Here is a 16,117-nt window from a genome sequence, read left to right on the forward strand (position 1 = left end):
AAGGTGAAGTGAGCCTACATATAATGGAAGAAGGATGAAATGATGAGAGTCGAAGGGAGATGAAGAGATGAAGACATTCAATGAAAAGTACCTAGACACCGAGGAAAACTTCAACAATGTTCATGCCTTTTTGAGAAAAATGGTACCTTTGACGGGTAAGCTTCAGACTTGGGAATTTGTCAGATTCGAGTTCTGGAACCGGTACGAAGCGCCCAAGAGTACAGATCCTAATTTCATGGAAAATAATGCACACCTATGGAAGAATGAAGCTGGTGAGATCATAGGCTTGTTCATTTCCGAATCGGGGGGCAGCTTCTTCAGCTTAATTGTCCACCCGGATGATCCGCAGCTGGCAGGCGAGATGGTGGAATGTACCCGGAATATATGGGGCGAGGGGAAAAAGAAGCTCAACACCGATTGTTATCCCTATGGTCTGGAGGTTCAGGCATTATTAGACCAAGGATTTGTGCAAGATTCTCATATCGGGAATACCCGAAGGTATGATCTTGCGGATACGGATTACACTTTGAAGCTGGAAGAAGGATTCTATATCCGCTCAATGGCGGAAGGGACAGACGAATGCGCGAAGAGTGAATTGATTGAGCAGATCTTTTCTCCGGATGATGTCAATGTCAGGAACTCAGATTACTGGAGAAAGGATCTACAATCCTATCGTGCGGAGCTTGATTTCTCGGTAGTGGATGATAAAGGGCGGCCTGTTGCCTTCTGTTTCGGATTCGTAGATCAGGATAACGGGTTCGCGGTTATAGAGACGATTGGGACCCACCCGGATTACCGGCAACGCGGCTTCGGTAAAGCGGTGGTTACCGCGTGTTTCTTGCGGCTGAAGGAGCATGGGGTGACAACGGCCTATATCACGGGGTTTTCTGCTGAGGCTAATGCTCTATATCAATCCCTGCAGCCGGTGGAGATTATTCCAGTCCATTCGTATGTGTATGAACGTCAAATCTAGTCCGTACAGGCGTTATAAATGGATTTCCATGCTCCATATATATTTTTTCGCAGCAGGTTCCTCAGCAGGATTTCACACTTAGTTTATCGAATAAACAAAGTGTAGAGATATACATATAATCTATGAGAGGAATGAGCAGCTTTGGACATGAACCATCAGAAGTATACAATACAAGCAGCGGGATATGATCAGGAGAAAGCAGGGATTGAGCGTGGTAAGATCACGATGATCGAATATCCCTCTGCCACAGTTGGCAACACCCGGAAGGCTAGAGTATACACACCCCCCGGCTATTCCAGCACAGAGAAATATAATGTCTTGTATCTGCTGCACGGCATTGGCGGAAATGAGGACGAATGGTACACTCACGGCACGCCGCAGATTATTCTGGACAACCTGTATGCCGATCACAAGCTGAAGCCGATGATTGTTGTGCTGCCGAATGGCCGGGCGATGCAGAACGACCGGGCGGAGGGCGACATCTTTGCGCCTGACAAGTTGGAAGCCTTCGGGGCCTTTGAGTCTGATCTGCTGAACGATCTGATCCCTTATATTGAAGCGAATTATTCTGTGCTGACGGACCGGGAGCACCGTGCGCTGGCCGGGTTGTCCATGGGCGGAGGGCAATCGCTCAACATGGGTCTGAATAATCTGGACCGCTTCGCCTGGGTGGGAGCCTTCTCTGCGGCACCTAACACGAAGGAGCCGGAGATGCTGGTACCCGACCCGCAAAAGGTCGCGGACGCGCTTAACCTGCTCTGGTTATCCTGCGGAGACCGGGACAGCCTGAAGTATGTCAGCGACCGCACCCATGCTTACTTCTTAGAACATAATGTGCCGCATATCTGGGTAGAAGAGCAGGGCGACCATGACTGGCCGGTCTGGAAGAACGGCTTGTACCAGTTCGCTCAGCTTATTTTCTAATGGGTGTAGGGGGCGTCCGGGAACGGGGGTCTCTTATTCTGGCCGGATGAGTCTACGGCAGAAGAAATCGCGCGGGAGTAGATGGATTTTATACACTTGCTGATGAACCAATCTCCCTCACGGGAACAGGAGATGGATAAACGGCACTTAATTCATCGCAATTCACCTGAAGTGGGTGAAATCTCAAAATTAGTTGTGCTTTTTCCACTTGTTGCCGGGTAATCCTTAGAAAGCGGGAAATTAAGATACGTTTATCCAGTTGTTTGCCCGAGAGGTACTTGAACGGCTGGAGATGTTGGTTAGTTGGCCGGAATTGAGAGACGGAAGTTGCCAAAAAAGGCAGTCCCAAGCCATTATATAATGGCTCTGGGGCTGCCTCTTCTTTTACTTTTACAGCTTACGCAGTAATGCTCATTTGCTTACTTATTAGCAACAGCATCAGCACGCATTTTAACGATTTTGTCTGCTCTTTCCTTGTCTACGGCGAAGACATCGTTCCAGCCGAGTCCTTCGACATCGCTCTTCAGCTTGGTCCAGAGCTGGTCGAATTCGGCCTGGTCCTTGGCGAAGATCATTTTCCAGGAGGTGTTCTTGACATAATCGGAAATCTGGCTGCGTTTGTTCTTGACGTCAGAGGAATCGGAGCCAAGACTGGTGTTGATATTCGGCACGATGTCGATCATGTTGTTCTTCGTATAGTACTCGGTCGGAGTAGTAGCATCATAGGTTTTCTGCCAGTCTGTAGTCAGCGCAGTCTTGTTGGCTTCAATGGTGGAAGCCCAGTAGGTGCTGTTATAGAACTCTTTGGTTTCCGGGTCGGTCACGAAATCACTCATAATCATCGAGTTGACTTTACTCTGGCCATCCTGGTAACCGCCGCCGCCGTATTCAGCAGGGACCGGGGTGTTTTCCTGGAATGCAGTCTGACCAACTTCGGTCAGCTTAAATTTGCCGTCCGGTGTTTTTTCATAGTTGAAGCCTTCGAAGCCGTTGGTATAGTAACGCAGGCCTTCCGGTGAGGACATCCAGTCCATCAGTTCCATGATTCTTTCCGGCTCTTTCGCTTTGGAGCCGATGGCGAACACTCTGCCGTTCCCGAAGTAAGCATCACTGTTCTGGATCAGATGGGTATCGCCGATCGGAACGGCTACGTTGCCGTCACCCTGGTTGCCGCGTTCAATCGTGTTGTAGAAGCCTCTCTGCCAGGAGTACCACAGGAGCAGCACCTGCTTGTTGGTCAGCTTCTCAGATACCTTGTTCCAGTCCTGGGAAGGGGAATCCGGGTCGACGAGACCCATTTTGTTAGCGTCATAATAGAACTGCAGAATCTTCTTGTACATACTGTTGTCGTCCACGATCGGAACGATATCGCCTTTGGCATTCAATTGAATAGTTGTCGTGCCGTTCGGCTGCTCATAGCCATACCAGTTACTCAGCCACCGGACATTCTCCATGCTTCCGCCGTCCCAGTCCTTCCACAGCGTAATCGGAACAATCGGCTTGCCGTCCGGAGTCTTCGGATATTTAGCCTGCATGTCCTTCAGGGCCGTCATCAGGTCGTTCAGATTATTCAGCTTCGGAGCGCCGATTCCTTTGTAATAATCCCAAGGCATAATCGGGCTGGAGTAAGGCAGCTCTTCCGAAAAGGTCGTTGGCGAAGTATCGGCGGTGAAGGCCGGGAGAGCATAGATTTTACCGTCCGGATTCTGCTTCTCGAAGGCCACATTGAACGGCTTGAAGTGATTGTCTACATATTGGGACAGATGCTCCGTGTTCTTAATCATGTCGGTTAGATCCATAATCATGCCTGCCGGAATCAGTTCCTCGAGCTGGCTGTTCTCAATAATCAGGAGGTCACCGAGGTCACCGGATGCCGAGCGGGTCTTGTACAGCTGGTCGCCCGCTACCTGCGGAGCCAGAATGTTCAGCGTGATATTGAATTTGTCCTTAAGCAGCTTGCCATACCATCCCGTCTGCTCGCCTTGATAGTTAGCTGCGTTGTCGAATACCGTAATGGTTAGAGGTTTGCTGTGATCGATGCCTTTGCTAGTGCCCGGATCGGATGACTCAGTAGGTGTTCCGGGTTCGGCCGTCCCCGCAGCAGCTCCTCCATTGTTGGAATTACCGCTGCAACCACTTAGCGCCGTTGTTACCAGTAGAATGGTCGTCCCTAGTAACAGCGCGGACTTTCTGCCCAGCTTATGATGTGTTTTCATGTGTAGCCCCCCGAATGTTTAATGTATCATAAATGGCGCTGGCGGATTAGCCTTTGACCGCACCAATTATAATTCCTTTTACAAAAAATCTCTGGAAGATCGGATATACCAGCAGAATAGGTGCGACTACGATAATGGTTACGGTCATGCGGATGGAGGTAGAGGTCTGCTTGGTCGCCAGAGTTGCCATGGCCGTTGATCCGGCATTCTGCAGATTGACCATGGTCGACAAGGAGCTTGCCTGGTTGATGTAGTTATACAGAATGAACTGTAAGCTGTAGAGCTTACTGTCCGTCACCAGCAGGAGCGTATCCTGGAAGGAGTTCCACTGGTTAACCGCCGAGAAAATGGCAACGGTTGCAAGGATCGGCTTGCTGATTGGCAGAATGATTTTGTAGAAAATCGTGAAGATTCCTGCGCCGTCAATGCTGGCCGCCTGCTGAAGCTCCTTCGGTGTTGCCTCGACGAAGGTTTTGACCAGGATAATGAAGAAGGGTGCTACTACGGACGGAAGAATATAAGCCAGGAAGTTGTCCGTCAGATGCAGCGATCTCATGGTCAGATACCAAGGGATGATCCCGGCGTTGAAGAACATCGTGATGATGGTGAAGCGGTACCAGAATTTCTTGCCCCACATGTCCTCCTGGGCGAACATAAATCCGAGGAAGGCCGAGGCGCCGACGGTCAGCAGCGTACCAATTACTGTTCTGCCGAGAGAGATCATAAAGGCATTGCCCAGACCGGGGATTTTGAACACATCGATATAATTCTGGAAATGAATCCCCTTAGGCCAGAAAATAATTTCGCCCTTGGCGCTTAGGTCGTTCGCGCTGATCGTATTGATAATGATCGAGTAGAACGGATAAACGCAGATGAAGGCGAACAGTGAGAATAGGATGTAGATAATAGTGGAGATGATTTTATCGGCAGCACTGACCTGCATTTTGACCGTTTTTTTGGTGATGTCGATCTCCCGGGTGTTTGGCGTAAGACTGGTCTGGTTGTCACTCATACAATGCCCTCTCCTCTCAGCATTTTGGACAGCCCGTTCACCGAAAAGAGAAGCACCACGCTGATTACACTCTTCAGCATACTGATCGCAACGGAGACGGAATAGCTGCCGCCGCCCATGGCGAGGTTATACACATATAGATCAAGAACCTGAATAGTGTCCTTGTTAAACGCATTCTGGAACACGAAATACTGCTCCAATCCGTTATTCAGGAAGCTTGCAATCTGGAGCATCAGCAGGACGAAGTAGGTTGGCATCATGCTTGGCAGCACGACATGGCGGATGACCTGCATCCGGGTAGCCCCGTCTACATAAGCCGCTTCATACAGCGATTCGTCGATGCCCATGATGGCTGCGATGTACAGAATGGCGGACCAGCCGAGTGACTTCCAGGTAGCCCAGGCCCACATCGTCCACCAGACATGCTCGGAGCTCTGCAGGAACATGGTTGGAGAATCGGTCAGCCCAGTCATATGCAGGAAGCCGTTGACCATCCCCTCACTGGAGAACATGGAGAAGGCGAGGGAGTACACAAGCACCCAACTGATGAAGTTCGGCAGCGTGGTGACCGTCTGGATGAATTTGCGGAAACGGACTGCCTTGATCTCGGTCAGGAAGATGGCGAAGATCATCGGGAGCCAGGAGAAGAGGATGCCCAGTCCGCTGATGCCGAAGGTATTCCAGATGACCTGCATTAACTGGTCGATCTTGACCTGATTTTCGACTAACGAATGGAACCATTTGAAGCCGACGAACTCAGATTGGGACAATGGGATAGGCGGGGTGTAATCAAAAAATGCATAGACCCATCCATAGAGCGGATAGTAGGCAAAGACAGCGAGTAAAAGCATAAAGGGAGAGATGTAAAGGAATTTCCGGAACGAATTGCTTCTCATGCTCTGGCTGCGCATTGTTTCACTCCTCATCATATTCTCTTTGTATGATTGCTTCCTGAAGCTAAGCCGGGGCAAGCAATCCCTGGCATCTTGTCTGTCTGTCATCCCCCTTCTTCAGTAAGCAACTCCAGTTTTGATAACGCTTTCATGTATGAAACTATAATAAGTTATCGTCTATCTTCCTACAATGACCGATCCTCACCAATTATTGATCTATTGTAAGATGAAGGAGACGCGGACGGAAAGGGCAATTGCATGGGAGAGGCAAGGGAGAAAAGCAGGAGACGCGGATGAAACGGGAGTTCATAGGAGTGGGAAGAAAGGTATATGGGAGGCTAGTGGGAAACGAAAGAGTGGTGAGGAGCATTATTGCACCAATTCATTAAATGTGGACGGATGAGCTAAATGAAGGGTATTAATACACCTGATTTCATCAAAAGCGGGCGGATCGGCCGAATGAAGAGTATAAATACACTTGATTTCATCAAATGTGGGTGGATGAGCGGAATGAAGTGTATTAATACACCTGATTTCATCAAATGTGGGCAGATGAGCCGAATGAGGGGTATTAGTACACTTATTTTCAATAATGGACGGGGAGCAGCGCTTCTATGGTCTGGCAGGCAGCGGCCGTACTTACTCAGAGCCTTGTTCCAGATTTCGTACTCGCCGCTCCCTCCATTCTCTTCCGCCTCAGGCGGTGATGAAGCATTGCTTGCGGTATTCATTGGCGCTGGTTCCCGTGTATTCTCTGAATTTTTTGTAGAACCAGTCGATTTCTGAATACCCCACAGCGTCTGCAATCTCATAGATCTTCATGTCGGTCGTTTCCAGCAGCAGCTTGGCCTTCTCCATCCGCTGGCGCAGGAGGTATTCGTTGAAGGACATATTTTCCTGCTGCTTGAACTTCTGTCCGAGATAGGCGCAATTGAAGTTCAAGGAGTCGGAAATCTGCTTGAGCGTAATATTACGATGGAGCTGCTCATCCACGTATTGCTTGATCGTACTGACAATTGGAGACGGGGAGGGCTGCTCTTTTTGAAGGGTGAACTCCGGATAATCCTGCTCCGCAGCAGCCGGTCTGCCGGCCGGAGCCAGCGCCCGTCTAACCGCCTCCAGGCTCCTGCCCAGCTCAGCGGGGTCTACTGGATCAGTCAAGTAATCGCTTACATTATAGAGTAAGGCTTGGCGTGCCAACCCGAAATCCCCGCTGCCCCCGAGCAGGATAATCGGAACGGAGCTACCCTGCCTGATCTGCTCACAGACTCTCATGCCCGGCGTATGGGCGTCCCTAATATTCAGAAGAACCAGTGAAATTCCCTCGCTGCGGATCAGCCGCAGAATATCGGATGAATAATCAGCATGCGCATGAATGATGAAATTCTTAAGTCTGCTCCCTGCCATATAAGAAGCGATCTCCCGCACCTGACGGTTTCGCTCTACACATAAGATTCTGTACAACCTGATGACCCCGCTTTCAGAGAGAAGTTAAGCTTCCTTCATTCATTATGTGCAACAGAGCCGGGCGCTACAATGTGCAATTCTTGCACCAGGCTCCATTTGTTTACCTGATCGAAATCCGGTTGCCCGGTGGATAAGGACTTGCGGACCCGACCTATAATTTGACAGGTGAACACCTGAAGTTAGACGGGTTGCTGCCTGAAAATGTAAGCGCTAAACTTTCGAGGTAAGTCATTCATACTTGGGGGGACAGATCATGCGGGCAAAAAAAGTAATGTCAGTATTCATTAGTATGTTGTTATTAGCTGCAACGACGGCTTGCGGCGGAGGAGCAGGGAACGGCGGGAACGCCGGAGGGGGAGCATCAGCCCAGCCGGCGGCAGCTACGGAGGCTCCGGCAGCTGAGGCCACTGCGGACGCTACACCAACTGCGGCGCCGAGCAATGCTACACCGGAAAAGGATTTCGATATGGGCGGCAGAACGATTAAGATTGTCTCTTGGTGGGATATGAAGATTCCCGAGGATAACCCGGATAATATTCAGCGTTCTAAGAATCTGAAGGCATTGATGGCCAAGCATAATTTCAAGGTTGAATATGTAGCGCTGGATTTCGGTGAATACCAGAAGAAGGTAGTGGCTTCACTGGTCGCCGGTGAACCGCTTGGTGATATTGTCAGAATGGGCAAGGGCTATATGATTCCGGTGCTGACGAAGCAGGATATGTTCTGGCCGGTTGACGAGTATACCAAGAATGAGAATGCCTTCAATCAGCGGATGACTACAGAATTCTCGCAATATGAAGGCCGGGGCTATGGCTTCTCGGAGAATGCGGGCAACCTGATCAGCGGGGTATTCTATAACCGCACACTGATGAAGAAGCTGGGCATGAAGCCGCTCCAGGAATATGTGAACGAGGATAACTGGAACTGGGAGACCTTCACTCAAGTCGCCAAAGAAGCGAACAAGGATACAGATAACAACGGGAAACTTGATGTATGGGGCTTGGCCTCAGGCGGGTTCCTGGAAATGGCGATGGCCTCCAACGAGACCGATCTGACCATTGAGGACAAACAGAATCTGGATGATCCTAAGCTGCTGGAGGTCTTCAAGTTCATCGCTAAGCTGGGAGCTGAGAAGGTAGCGCGGCCGACCGAAGGCGGGGACTGGCAGGAACCGGCGCAGTTCTTCCGCCAGGGGAACACGCTGATGTATGCGGGAGCAGATTATGAGGCGAACGGCTTCAAGACGGATATGAAGGATTATGATATCGGCTTTGTTCCTTTTCCAAAAGGACCTAATGCTACCGAATACCATAGTGTGGAATCCAATGTCCAGTTCCTGACCATTCCGAAGAAGGCCGAGAATCCGGACCAGCTGATGTATATCTGGGAGAAGATCAACGATATCGAGTCCATCTACGATTATCCGAAGCAGGCTTCCCTGGAGAGCACGTATGACAACGAGGACGATATCAACAATGCCAAGCTGGTCGAAGGCGGTATGCTGCTTACGAACCATAACACCTTCTCGACCATGCCGTACTACGAGATGATTGACGAACTGAAGAAGGGAACCTCGGCATCTACTGTCATTCAGAAGTACAAGGCGAAGGTTCAGGCTTCTGTAGACGCGGTCTACAAAAAATAAACGGATACCCGCATGGAACAACAGTCCCCCGCGGACTGTTGTTCCCATTCTTGCGGCAATTATATGCTGGAACTTGAAATACACCAACTTATGATCCATCGCTTAAGGGGAGGAGTACGATTGAATATTCGAATCAGGAACATAGCAGTTATATTGGTTGTTGTCCTGCTGGCCGGGACGATCTGGATATTTAATTCCCCGGGGCAGCCTGTGCATTCCGACTCTCCTGCAGTAGGCAAGTTCACGGCAGCCGCACAGGAAGCCGAAGAAGGCAGCTATGAAGCCTATCTGAAGCAACACGGGGATGCCCCGCGCCCTGACCGGGAGATCCGCATCGAAGGGGAGAGCTATTCCCCAGGCAGCGGAGATGCCTTCGAGGTGAAGCAGCAATTCGAGGGGCTTGACGGAACAGCAGTCATTACCCCGGAATCGGGAACCATCTCCTGGGAGGTGCCGGTTCCGGAATCCGGGCTGTATAACATCCGGGTTCATTATTATCCGGTGGAAGGTAAAAGCTCGTCGATTGAGCGTTCCTTATCTATCAACCGGGAGGTACCGTTCAAGGGAGCGGATACCTTGCTCTTCGACCGGGTCTGGGGGAACCGTGAAGAGGTCATTAAGCAGGATGACCGCGGCAACGATTTGCGCCCCAGACAGGTGGAGCAGCCGGTGTGGCAGTCCACGGTCATAGCGGACAGTGAAGGCTTCTATGAGGAGCCCTATGCCTTCTACCTGGAGCAGGGGAACCAGACCCTGTCGCTGACCGCACTCCGTGAGCCGATGGCTATTGATTATATTGAGCTGTTCCAGGACCGGACAGTGCAGTCTTATGCAGAGGCTAAGCAGCAGTATGAGACTAAGGGCCTTCAGCCGGTAAAAGAGCCATATATCGAGGTCCAGGCCGAAGCGGCATCCGCTAAATCCTCGCCTACCCTATACCCGTTATCCGACCGCTCCAGCCCGGCAGTGGTTCCTTATGCAGTCTCAAATTTAAGGATCAACACTATCGGCGGGGTGAACTGGAAGCTTCCGGGGCAATGGATCGAATGGGAGATTGATGTCCCTGAAGAAGGTCTGTACCGGATAGCGCTCAAGGAGAAGCAGAATCAGCTCCGGGGCGTCTATGCCAACCGCAGCCTGACCATTGACGGTGAATATCCGTTCACCGAGATGAAGCAGATCCGCTTCAATTACTCTCCCGGCTGGCAGATGAATGTACTCGGCGGGGAAGATCCTTATCTGTTCCATCTTACAGAAGGGAAGCACAAGCTGAGGCTGACCGTGACCCTGGGCGATATCGCACCGCTGGTCCGCACCATCCAGTCCAGTGTCCTGACTTTGAATGAAATGTACCGCAATATTCTGGCGATTACCTCCAATAACCCGGATAAGTTCCGCGACTATCAGCTGGAGAAGCGGATACCGGACATGACCAAGGTATTCCGGGAGCAGGCGGAGATTATCCGCAGTGTCGGTGAATATCTGGAGCAGGCCACCGGAGAACGCAGCGACAAGGTATCAGTCCTGTACTCGATGGTCACCCAGCTGGAAGATATGGCTAAGCACCCGGACACGGTAGCCAAACGGCTGGTCTCCTTCAAGACGAATGTCGGCGGTCTGGGAACCTGGATTCTTAGCGTGCGGGAACAGCCGCTGACACTGGATTCGCTGGTGGTCTCGGCGCCGGATAAGCCGCTTCCGTCTGCGCAGGCGACCTTCTTCCAGAAGCTGAAGCATGAGCTGAGAGCCTATGGTGCCTCGTATACCGAAGACTACGACAGTATCGGTAATGTGACGAAGAACCAGAAGGCGATTACGGTCTGGATTTCGACTGGCCGGGATCAGGCTCAAGTGATGAAGAGCATGATTGACGATACCTTCACACCGGATACGGGCATCTCCGTGGCGCTGCGGCTGGTACCTCCGAACATTCTGCTGCCGGCAACCCTGGCGGGAGAAGGGCCGGATGTAGCCATGCAGATCGGTGAGGACCTTCCAGTGAACTATGCGATGCGCAAAGCATCGGCCGATCTGTCCCAGTTCGCCGATTTCAAAGAAGTGGCTGACCGGTTCCGGGACAGTGCGCTCACCCCGTATAAGTACAGCGGAAGCGTCTACGGGCTGCCTGAGCAGCAGATCTTCCCGATGCTCTTTTACCGGAAGGATATTCTGCAGGAGCTTGGCCTGGAGCCGCCTACTACGTGGGAGGAAGTCTACAATGTGGTCTCTGTTCTGCAGAGACATAATCTGGAGTTCTATCTTCCGCTGGAGGATACACTGAACAACGCGACGCTGGTGCCCAATGCGGCCTTCACCATGCTGCTCTATCAGAACGGCGGGCAGTTGTATACGGATGATCAGAAGCGAAGCGCGCTGAACTCGGAGACCTCCATGAGTGAATTTAACAAGTGGACCCAGTTCTATACCAATTACAAGTTCCCGGTGAAGGTGGACTTTCCGAACCGCTTCCGTACAGGCGAGATCCCGATCGGGATTGCCGATTATACCATCTATAACAGCCTGACGGTAATGGCGCCGGAAATCCGCAATTTGTGGGAATTCACGGTGGTGCCGGGAACGAAGCAGGCGGACGGCACGGTGGACCATAGCGTAGCCAGCCATACAACCGGTGTCATGCTGCTGGAGAATGCCAAGGACAAGGATTCGTCCTGGGAATTCATGAAGTGGTGGACAGACAAGGACACCCAGGTCCAGTACGGCCGGGAAATGGAAGGGCTTATGGGAGCAGCGGCACGTTATCCGACCGCGAACATTGAAGCGCTGGAGGAACTGCCGTGGCCGGTGAAGGATTACAAGGAGCTGGAGAGCCAGTGGCAATGGGTGAAAGGTAACCCTCAGGTTCCGGGCGGCTACTTCACAGGCCGGCATCTGGATAATGCGTTCCGCAAGGTGGTCAACGGGAAGGTGAATCCGCGTGAAGCCCTGTCGGATTATCTGATCTACATTAACGATGAAATTCAGATCAAACGGAAGGAATTCAAACTTCCGTATTAGGTTGGAGGCTGCAAGCTGATGGTACAAATACACAATACCACTGAACCAGCCTTGCAAGGGCTGGCTGGCGGTCCGATCAAGGAATCCCGCCTGGCGCAATTATGGAAAGATATCAAGAAGAGCAAGCATTATTATTTCATGATGAGTCCTTATATGATCATCTTCTTCCTGTTCACGGTGATCCCGGTGGTCGTCTCCTTCGGGCTGAGCTTCTTCTACTTCAACATGCTGGAGACGCCGAGATTCATAGGCTGGGAGAACTATTCCAGGCTGCTGTTGGGCGATGATGTGTTCATGATTGCGCTGAAGAACACCTTTCTGTTCGCTGTCATCACAGGCCCGTTAAGCTATATTGCCTGCTTCCTGTTCGCCTGGCTGATCAATGAGCTGTCGCCCTTTATCCGGTCGCTGATGACGCTGGTCTTCTATGCGCCGTCGATCTCGGGCAATGTGTTCTTTATCTGGCTGATTGTCTTCTCAGGGGACAGCTATGGTTATCTCAACGGCTTCCTGATGAAGATCGGGGTGCTGCTGGAGCCGGTCATATGGCTGCAGAATGAGAAATACATTCTTCCCATCATCATTATTGTGCAGCTCTGGCTGAGTCTCGGCACAAGCTTCCTGGCGTTCATCGCCGGACTTCAGACCGTGGACCAGACGCTGTTCGAGGCGGGAGCGATGGACGGGATCAGGAACCGCTGGCAGGAGCTGTGGTTCATTACATTGCCGTCCATGCGTCCGCAGCTGATGTTCGGCGCGGTCATGCAGATTACCGCCTCCTTCGCGGTGGCCGAGGTCTCTATTGCGCTTGCGGGCTTCCCAAGTGTCAACTATGCGGGACATACGGTGGTAACGCATCTGATGGATTACGGGACACTGCGCTTTGAGATGGGCTATGCCTCGGCGATTGCCACTATTCTCTTCGCGATTATGCTCGGAACCAATATGATGACCCAGAAGCTGCTCAGAAAGGTGGGTGAATGACCCTGTATTCAAGAGTGATAGGGGCATTTCGCCCTCAAAAAAGACTGAACCGTTCGTTTGCTGTCAGCTTTATGCTCTTCGGCCTGCTGCTGGGCTTCGGCGCGTTCATGGTTCTTCCGCTGATCTACACGGTGAACAATGCCTTCAAGCCGCTGGATGAGCTGTTCATCTTCCCGCCGAGATTCCTGGTGCGGAACCCGACGCTGGAGAACTTCACCGATCTGATGGTGATCATGGGCAATTCCTGGGTGCCGTTCACCAGATACATTGCGAACACACTGCTGATCACACTGGTAGGAACCGCAGGTCATATCCTGCTGGCGTCGGCAGCGGCGTATCCGCTGGCCAAGTTCAAATTCCCGGGCTCAAGCATTCTGTTCAAAATTGTAGTGCTGTCCCTGATGTTCTCGCCGCATGTTACGGCAATACCGAACTATCTGGTCATGTCACAGCTGGGGTGGATCAACACCCAAGCGGCGATTATCGTGCCGTCACTGGCCTTTTCACTAGGTTTGTTCCTGATGAAGCAGTTCATGGAGCAGATCCCGGATGCGCTGATTGAGGCGGCCAAAATCGACGGTGCGAACGAGTACCGCGTGTTCTGGCAAATCGTAATGCCGAATGTAAAGCCGGCCTGGCTGACGCTGATGATTCTGCAATTTCCGGCGCTGTGGGGCACAGATGGAGGAAGCTTCATCTACAGTGAGAACCTGAAGACGCTTCACTACGCACTTAGCCAGGTCATCCAGGGCGGGATTGCGCGTGCCGGAGTCGGAGCGGCAGTTGCGCTGCTGCTGATGACCGTGCCGATTCTGTTGTTCATTATTTCACAGAGCAGTGTCATCCAGACGATGGCTACATCCGGTATGAAAGAGTAGATAGGAGGAACGGTGACAATGGTCGCAAGGATAAAGAAACTGAGAACCGGCCTGCTGGCCTTGTGCTGCCTGGTCAGTCTGGGGCTTGGCGGAGAGCTGGCCCTGGCAGAGAGCGCAGCCCCTTCCTACAATTATTCATACTGGGGGAATGCGGTGGCGGCTCCGTCCGCCTACGAGGCTACTACGCTCATCACGGGTGCCAGCTCCGGTGCGGGCCCATTCAATAATCCGCAGGATATTCAGGTTACGGCGGATCAGCAGATCTATGTTCTGGATAGCGGCAATAACCGGTTTGTCATACTGGATCAGGACTATAAATCCGTCAAGACGGTAGATGCGTTCCAGTTCAAGGGGAAGGCGGAGAAGTTTAACAATCCGCAGGGCATCTATGTGACGCAGCAGAAGGAAGTGTATGTCGCGGATACGGGCAATAAGCGTATCGTCCATCTCGACAGCAGCTTCAAGGCTGTGGGGATCATTGAAGCCCCGAAGTCCGAGCTATTGCAGGCGAACTTTGAATTTCAGCCAGTCCGTGTTGCTGTAGACAAGGCGGACCGTATCTATGTGATGTCGGCCGGCGTCTTCGACGGATTCATGGAATTCGGGGCGGATGGTGTGTTCAAATCGTTCATTGGCGCGAACCGGGTGCATGTCGATGCGGTGGAGTATTTCTGGAAATCAATCTCCACCAAGGCGCAGCGCGAGCAGATGGTCATGTATACACCAACCGAGTTCACGAATCTGGACATTAATGACGAAGGCTTTCTGTACGCTACCAACGGTGACGACTACGGGGACCCGATTAAGAAGCTGAACGCACAGGGTGCGGATATTCTGCGGAGAGAGGGTTATTACAAGCCCAGCGGCGATCTGCTCTACTCCACGCGCTCAGGCGGTGCCCCGCGGCTCGTGGATATTGATGTGAGCGACAGTGAAATATACGCGGTGCTGGATGCCAGCCGGGGCCGGGTGTTCACGTACAACGGGGACGGCTATCTGCTGTACATTTTTGGCGGAATCGGTAACCGTCTGGGCGAATTCAACACTCCGGTTGCCATTGAGCACAGCGGTGACGATATTCTGGTGCTGGACCAGGTGCTGGGTGAAATCACGGTATTCCAGACCACAGAGTATGGAAGAACGCTGAACAGTGCTGTGCGCAGCTACTATAACGGTGATGAGGCGATGGCCTCCCGGGAGTTCAGTAAGGTCGTCAACTTGAATGCGAATATGGAGTATGCCTATGCGGGTATAGGCAAGGCGTATCTGCGGCAAGGCGAGTATAAGGAGTCGGCGGAGTATTTCGAGCGCAGTATGGACCGGACCAACTATTCCAAAGCGTTCCTGCTCTACCGTAAAGAAGTGCTTCGCGGACATTTCTCCACCATTATGACGGCTCTGATCACACTTGTAGTCCTATGGCAGGGCCTGAAAATGTACCGGAAAATGAAGGCCAGAAAGAAGGTGGAGCTCCATTGAACAGAGAAGCGCTGCAACATCCGCTGTATGTGATGGTTCATCCGTTCAACGGATACTGGGACCTCAAATATGAACGCAGTCAAAAAACCAGTCTGATCATCTCCTTCGGCATTCTGTTTATGCTGATTCTGACGAATGTGCTGGGCAATCAATACAGCGGGTTCCTGGTAAACATGAATAATCCGCGGTATCTGAACAGCCTGCTGGAAGCGGTCTATGTGCTGGTTCCTGTTCTGTTCTGGTGTGTGGCGAACTGGTCGCTGACCACGCTGATGGACGGGGAGGGGAAGTTCGTGGAGATTTTTATTACCACCTGCTTTGCACTGCTTCCGATCGTGCTGATTAATTTCCCCTGGATCTGGATCAGCAATTTAATCTCAGCCCAGGAGAGCTCTTTTTATTACTTTTTCAAAAACTTTGCTTTTCTCTGGTCGGGACTGCTGATATATGTGGGCATTATGACCGTTCATCAGTTCTCCCCGTCCAAAACGATCGGGACGATTCTGCTGACGCTGCTCGCTATGGCCTTCATGGCTTTCCTGACCCTGCTGTTCTTCAGTCTGGTTCAGCAGATGATTGCATTCGTCTCGACCATATACCAAGAAATTGTCTTGAGGAGATAGGAGGAGGA

The 16,117-nt window shown here is 51.7% G+C and carries 12 protein-coding genes; 8 read left to right on the forward strand and 4 right to left on the reverse strand.

All coding sequences use genetic code 11. From position 1 onward, the window contains the following. The first annotated feature begins 67 nt into the window (after window positions 1-67). Together MKZ07_RS02760 and MKZ07_RS02765 are read left to right on the forward strand one after the other, a co-directional pair. Window positions 68-973 carry a GNAT family N-acetyltransferase gene (locus MKZ07_RS02760; RefSeq protein WP_036693422.1) on the forward strand — a complete coding sequence of 302 codons (906 nt, stop codon included), beginning with the start codon at window positions 68-70 and terminating at the stop codon, window positions 971-973. A gap of 147 nt (window positions 974-1,120) precedes the next feature. Further along, window positions 1,121-1,897: an alpha/beta hydrolase gene (locus tag MKZ07_RS02765; protein WP_076157560.1), complete on the forward strand. Its 777-nt coding sequence runs from the start codon at window positions 1,121-1,123 to the stop codon at window positions 1,895-1,897. Window positions 1,898-2,316: 419 nt separating this feature from the next. On the opposite strand, the gene MKZ07_RS02770 is transcribed toward MKZ07_RS02765, so the two are convergent. From MKZ07_RS02770 to MKZ07_RS02785, 4 genes are all read right to left on the reverse strand, one after another. After that, window positions 2,317-4,113: a hypothetical protein gene (locus MKZ07_RS02770; RefSeq protein WP_051493315.1), complete on the reverse strand. Its 1,797-nt coding sequence runs from the start codon at window positions 4,111-4,113 to the stop codon at window positions 2,317-2,319. A 46-nt stretch (window positions 4,114-4,159) separates the two neighbouring features. Next, a complete protein-coding gene (locus MKZ07_RS02775; protein WP_200869192.1) occupies window positions 4,160-5,125 on the reverse strand; it encodes a carbohydrate ABC transporter permease in 966 nt (321 codons plus the stop codon). After that, window positions 5,122-6,036, reverse strand: a complete 915-nt coding sequence (locus tag MKZ07_RS02780) for an ABC transporter permease subunit (RefSeq protein ID WP_036693417.1) — start codon at window positions 6,034-6,036, stop codon at window positions 5,122-5,124. The genes MKZ07_RS02775 and MKZ07_RS02780 overlap by 4 nt, the downstream gene beginning before the upstream one ends. A gap of 678 nt (window positions 6,037-6,714) precedes the next feature. Beyond that, window positions 6,715-7,482, reverse strand: a complete 768-nt coding sequence (locus tag MKZ07_RS02785; protein WP_036693414.1) for a helix-turn-helix transcriptional regulator — start codon at window positions 7,480-7,482, stop codon at window positions 6,715-6,717. A gap of 256 nt (window positions 7,483-7,738) precedes the next feature. Between MKZ07_RS02785 and MKZ07_RS02790 the strand changes: the two genes are divergently transcribed. From MKZ07_RS02790 to MKZ07_RS02815, 6 genes are all read left to right on the forward strand, one after another. After that, complete coding sequence (locus MKZ07_RS02790; RefSeq protein ID WP_036693410.1) at window positions 7,739-9,130, forward strand: ABC transporter substrate-binding protein; 1,392 nt, start codon at window positions 7,739-7,741, stop codon at window positions 9,128-9,130. A 90-nt stretch (window positions 9,131-9,220) separates the two neighbouring features. Then, a complete protein-coding gene (locus tag MKZ07_RS02795) occupies window positions 9,221-12,145 on the forward strand; it encodes an extracellular solute-binding protein (protein ID WP_083677921.1) in 2,925 nt (974 codons plus the stop codon). Window positions 12,146-12,163: 18 nt separating this feature from the next. Then, window positions 12,164-13,129: a carbohydrate ABC transporter permease gene (locus MKZ07_RS02800; RefSeq protein ID WP_051493314.1), complete on the forward strand. Its 966-nt coding sequence runs from the start codon at window positions 12,164-12,166 to the stop codon at window positions 13,127-13,129. Then, the gene (locus tag MKZ07_RS02805; protein ID WP_036693406.1) at window positions 13,126-14,007 is read left to right on the forward strand and encodes a carbohydrate ABC transporter permease; all 882 of its coding nucleotides are present in this window, start codon (window positions 13,126-13,128) and stop codon (window positions 14,005-14,007) included. Before MKZ07_RS02800 ends, MKZ07_RS02805 begins: the two co-directional genes overlap by 4 nt. Window positions 14,008-14,025: 18 nt before the next feature. Further along, window positions 14,026-15,486, forward strand: coding sequence for a hypothetical protein (locus MKZ07_RS02810; protein ID WP_036693403.1), 1,461 nt, complete (start codon window positions 14,026-14,028; stop codon window positions 15,484-15,486). Continuing rightward, window positions 15,483-16,109, forward strand: coding sequence for a YIP1 family protein (locus MKZ07_RS02815; RefSeq protein ID WP_036693400.1), 627 nt, complete (start codon window positions 15,483-15,485; stop codon window positions 16,107-16,109). The genes MKZ07_RS02810 and MKZ07_RS02815 overlap by 4 nt, the downstream gene beginning before the upstream one ends. Window positions 16,110-16,117 lie beyond the last annotated feature (8 nt).

The organism is Paenibacillus sp. FSL P4-0338 (assembly GCF_038002365.1).
GTDB lineage: Bacteria > Bacillota > Bacilli > Paenibacillales > Paenibacillaceae > Paenibacillus_AQ.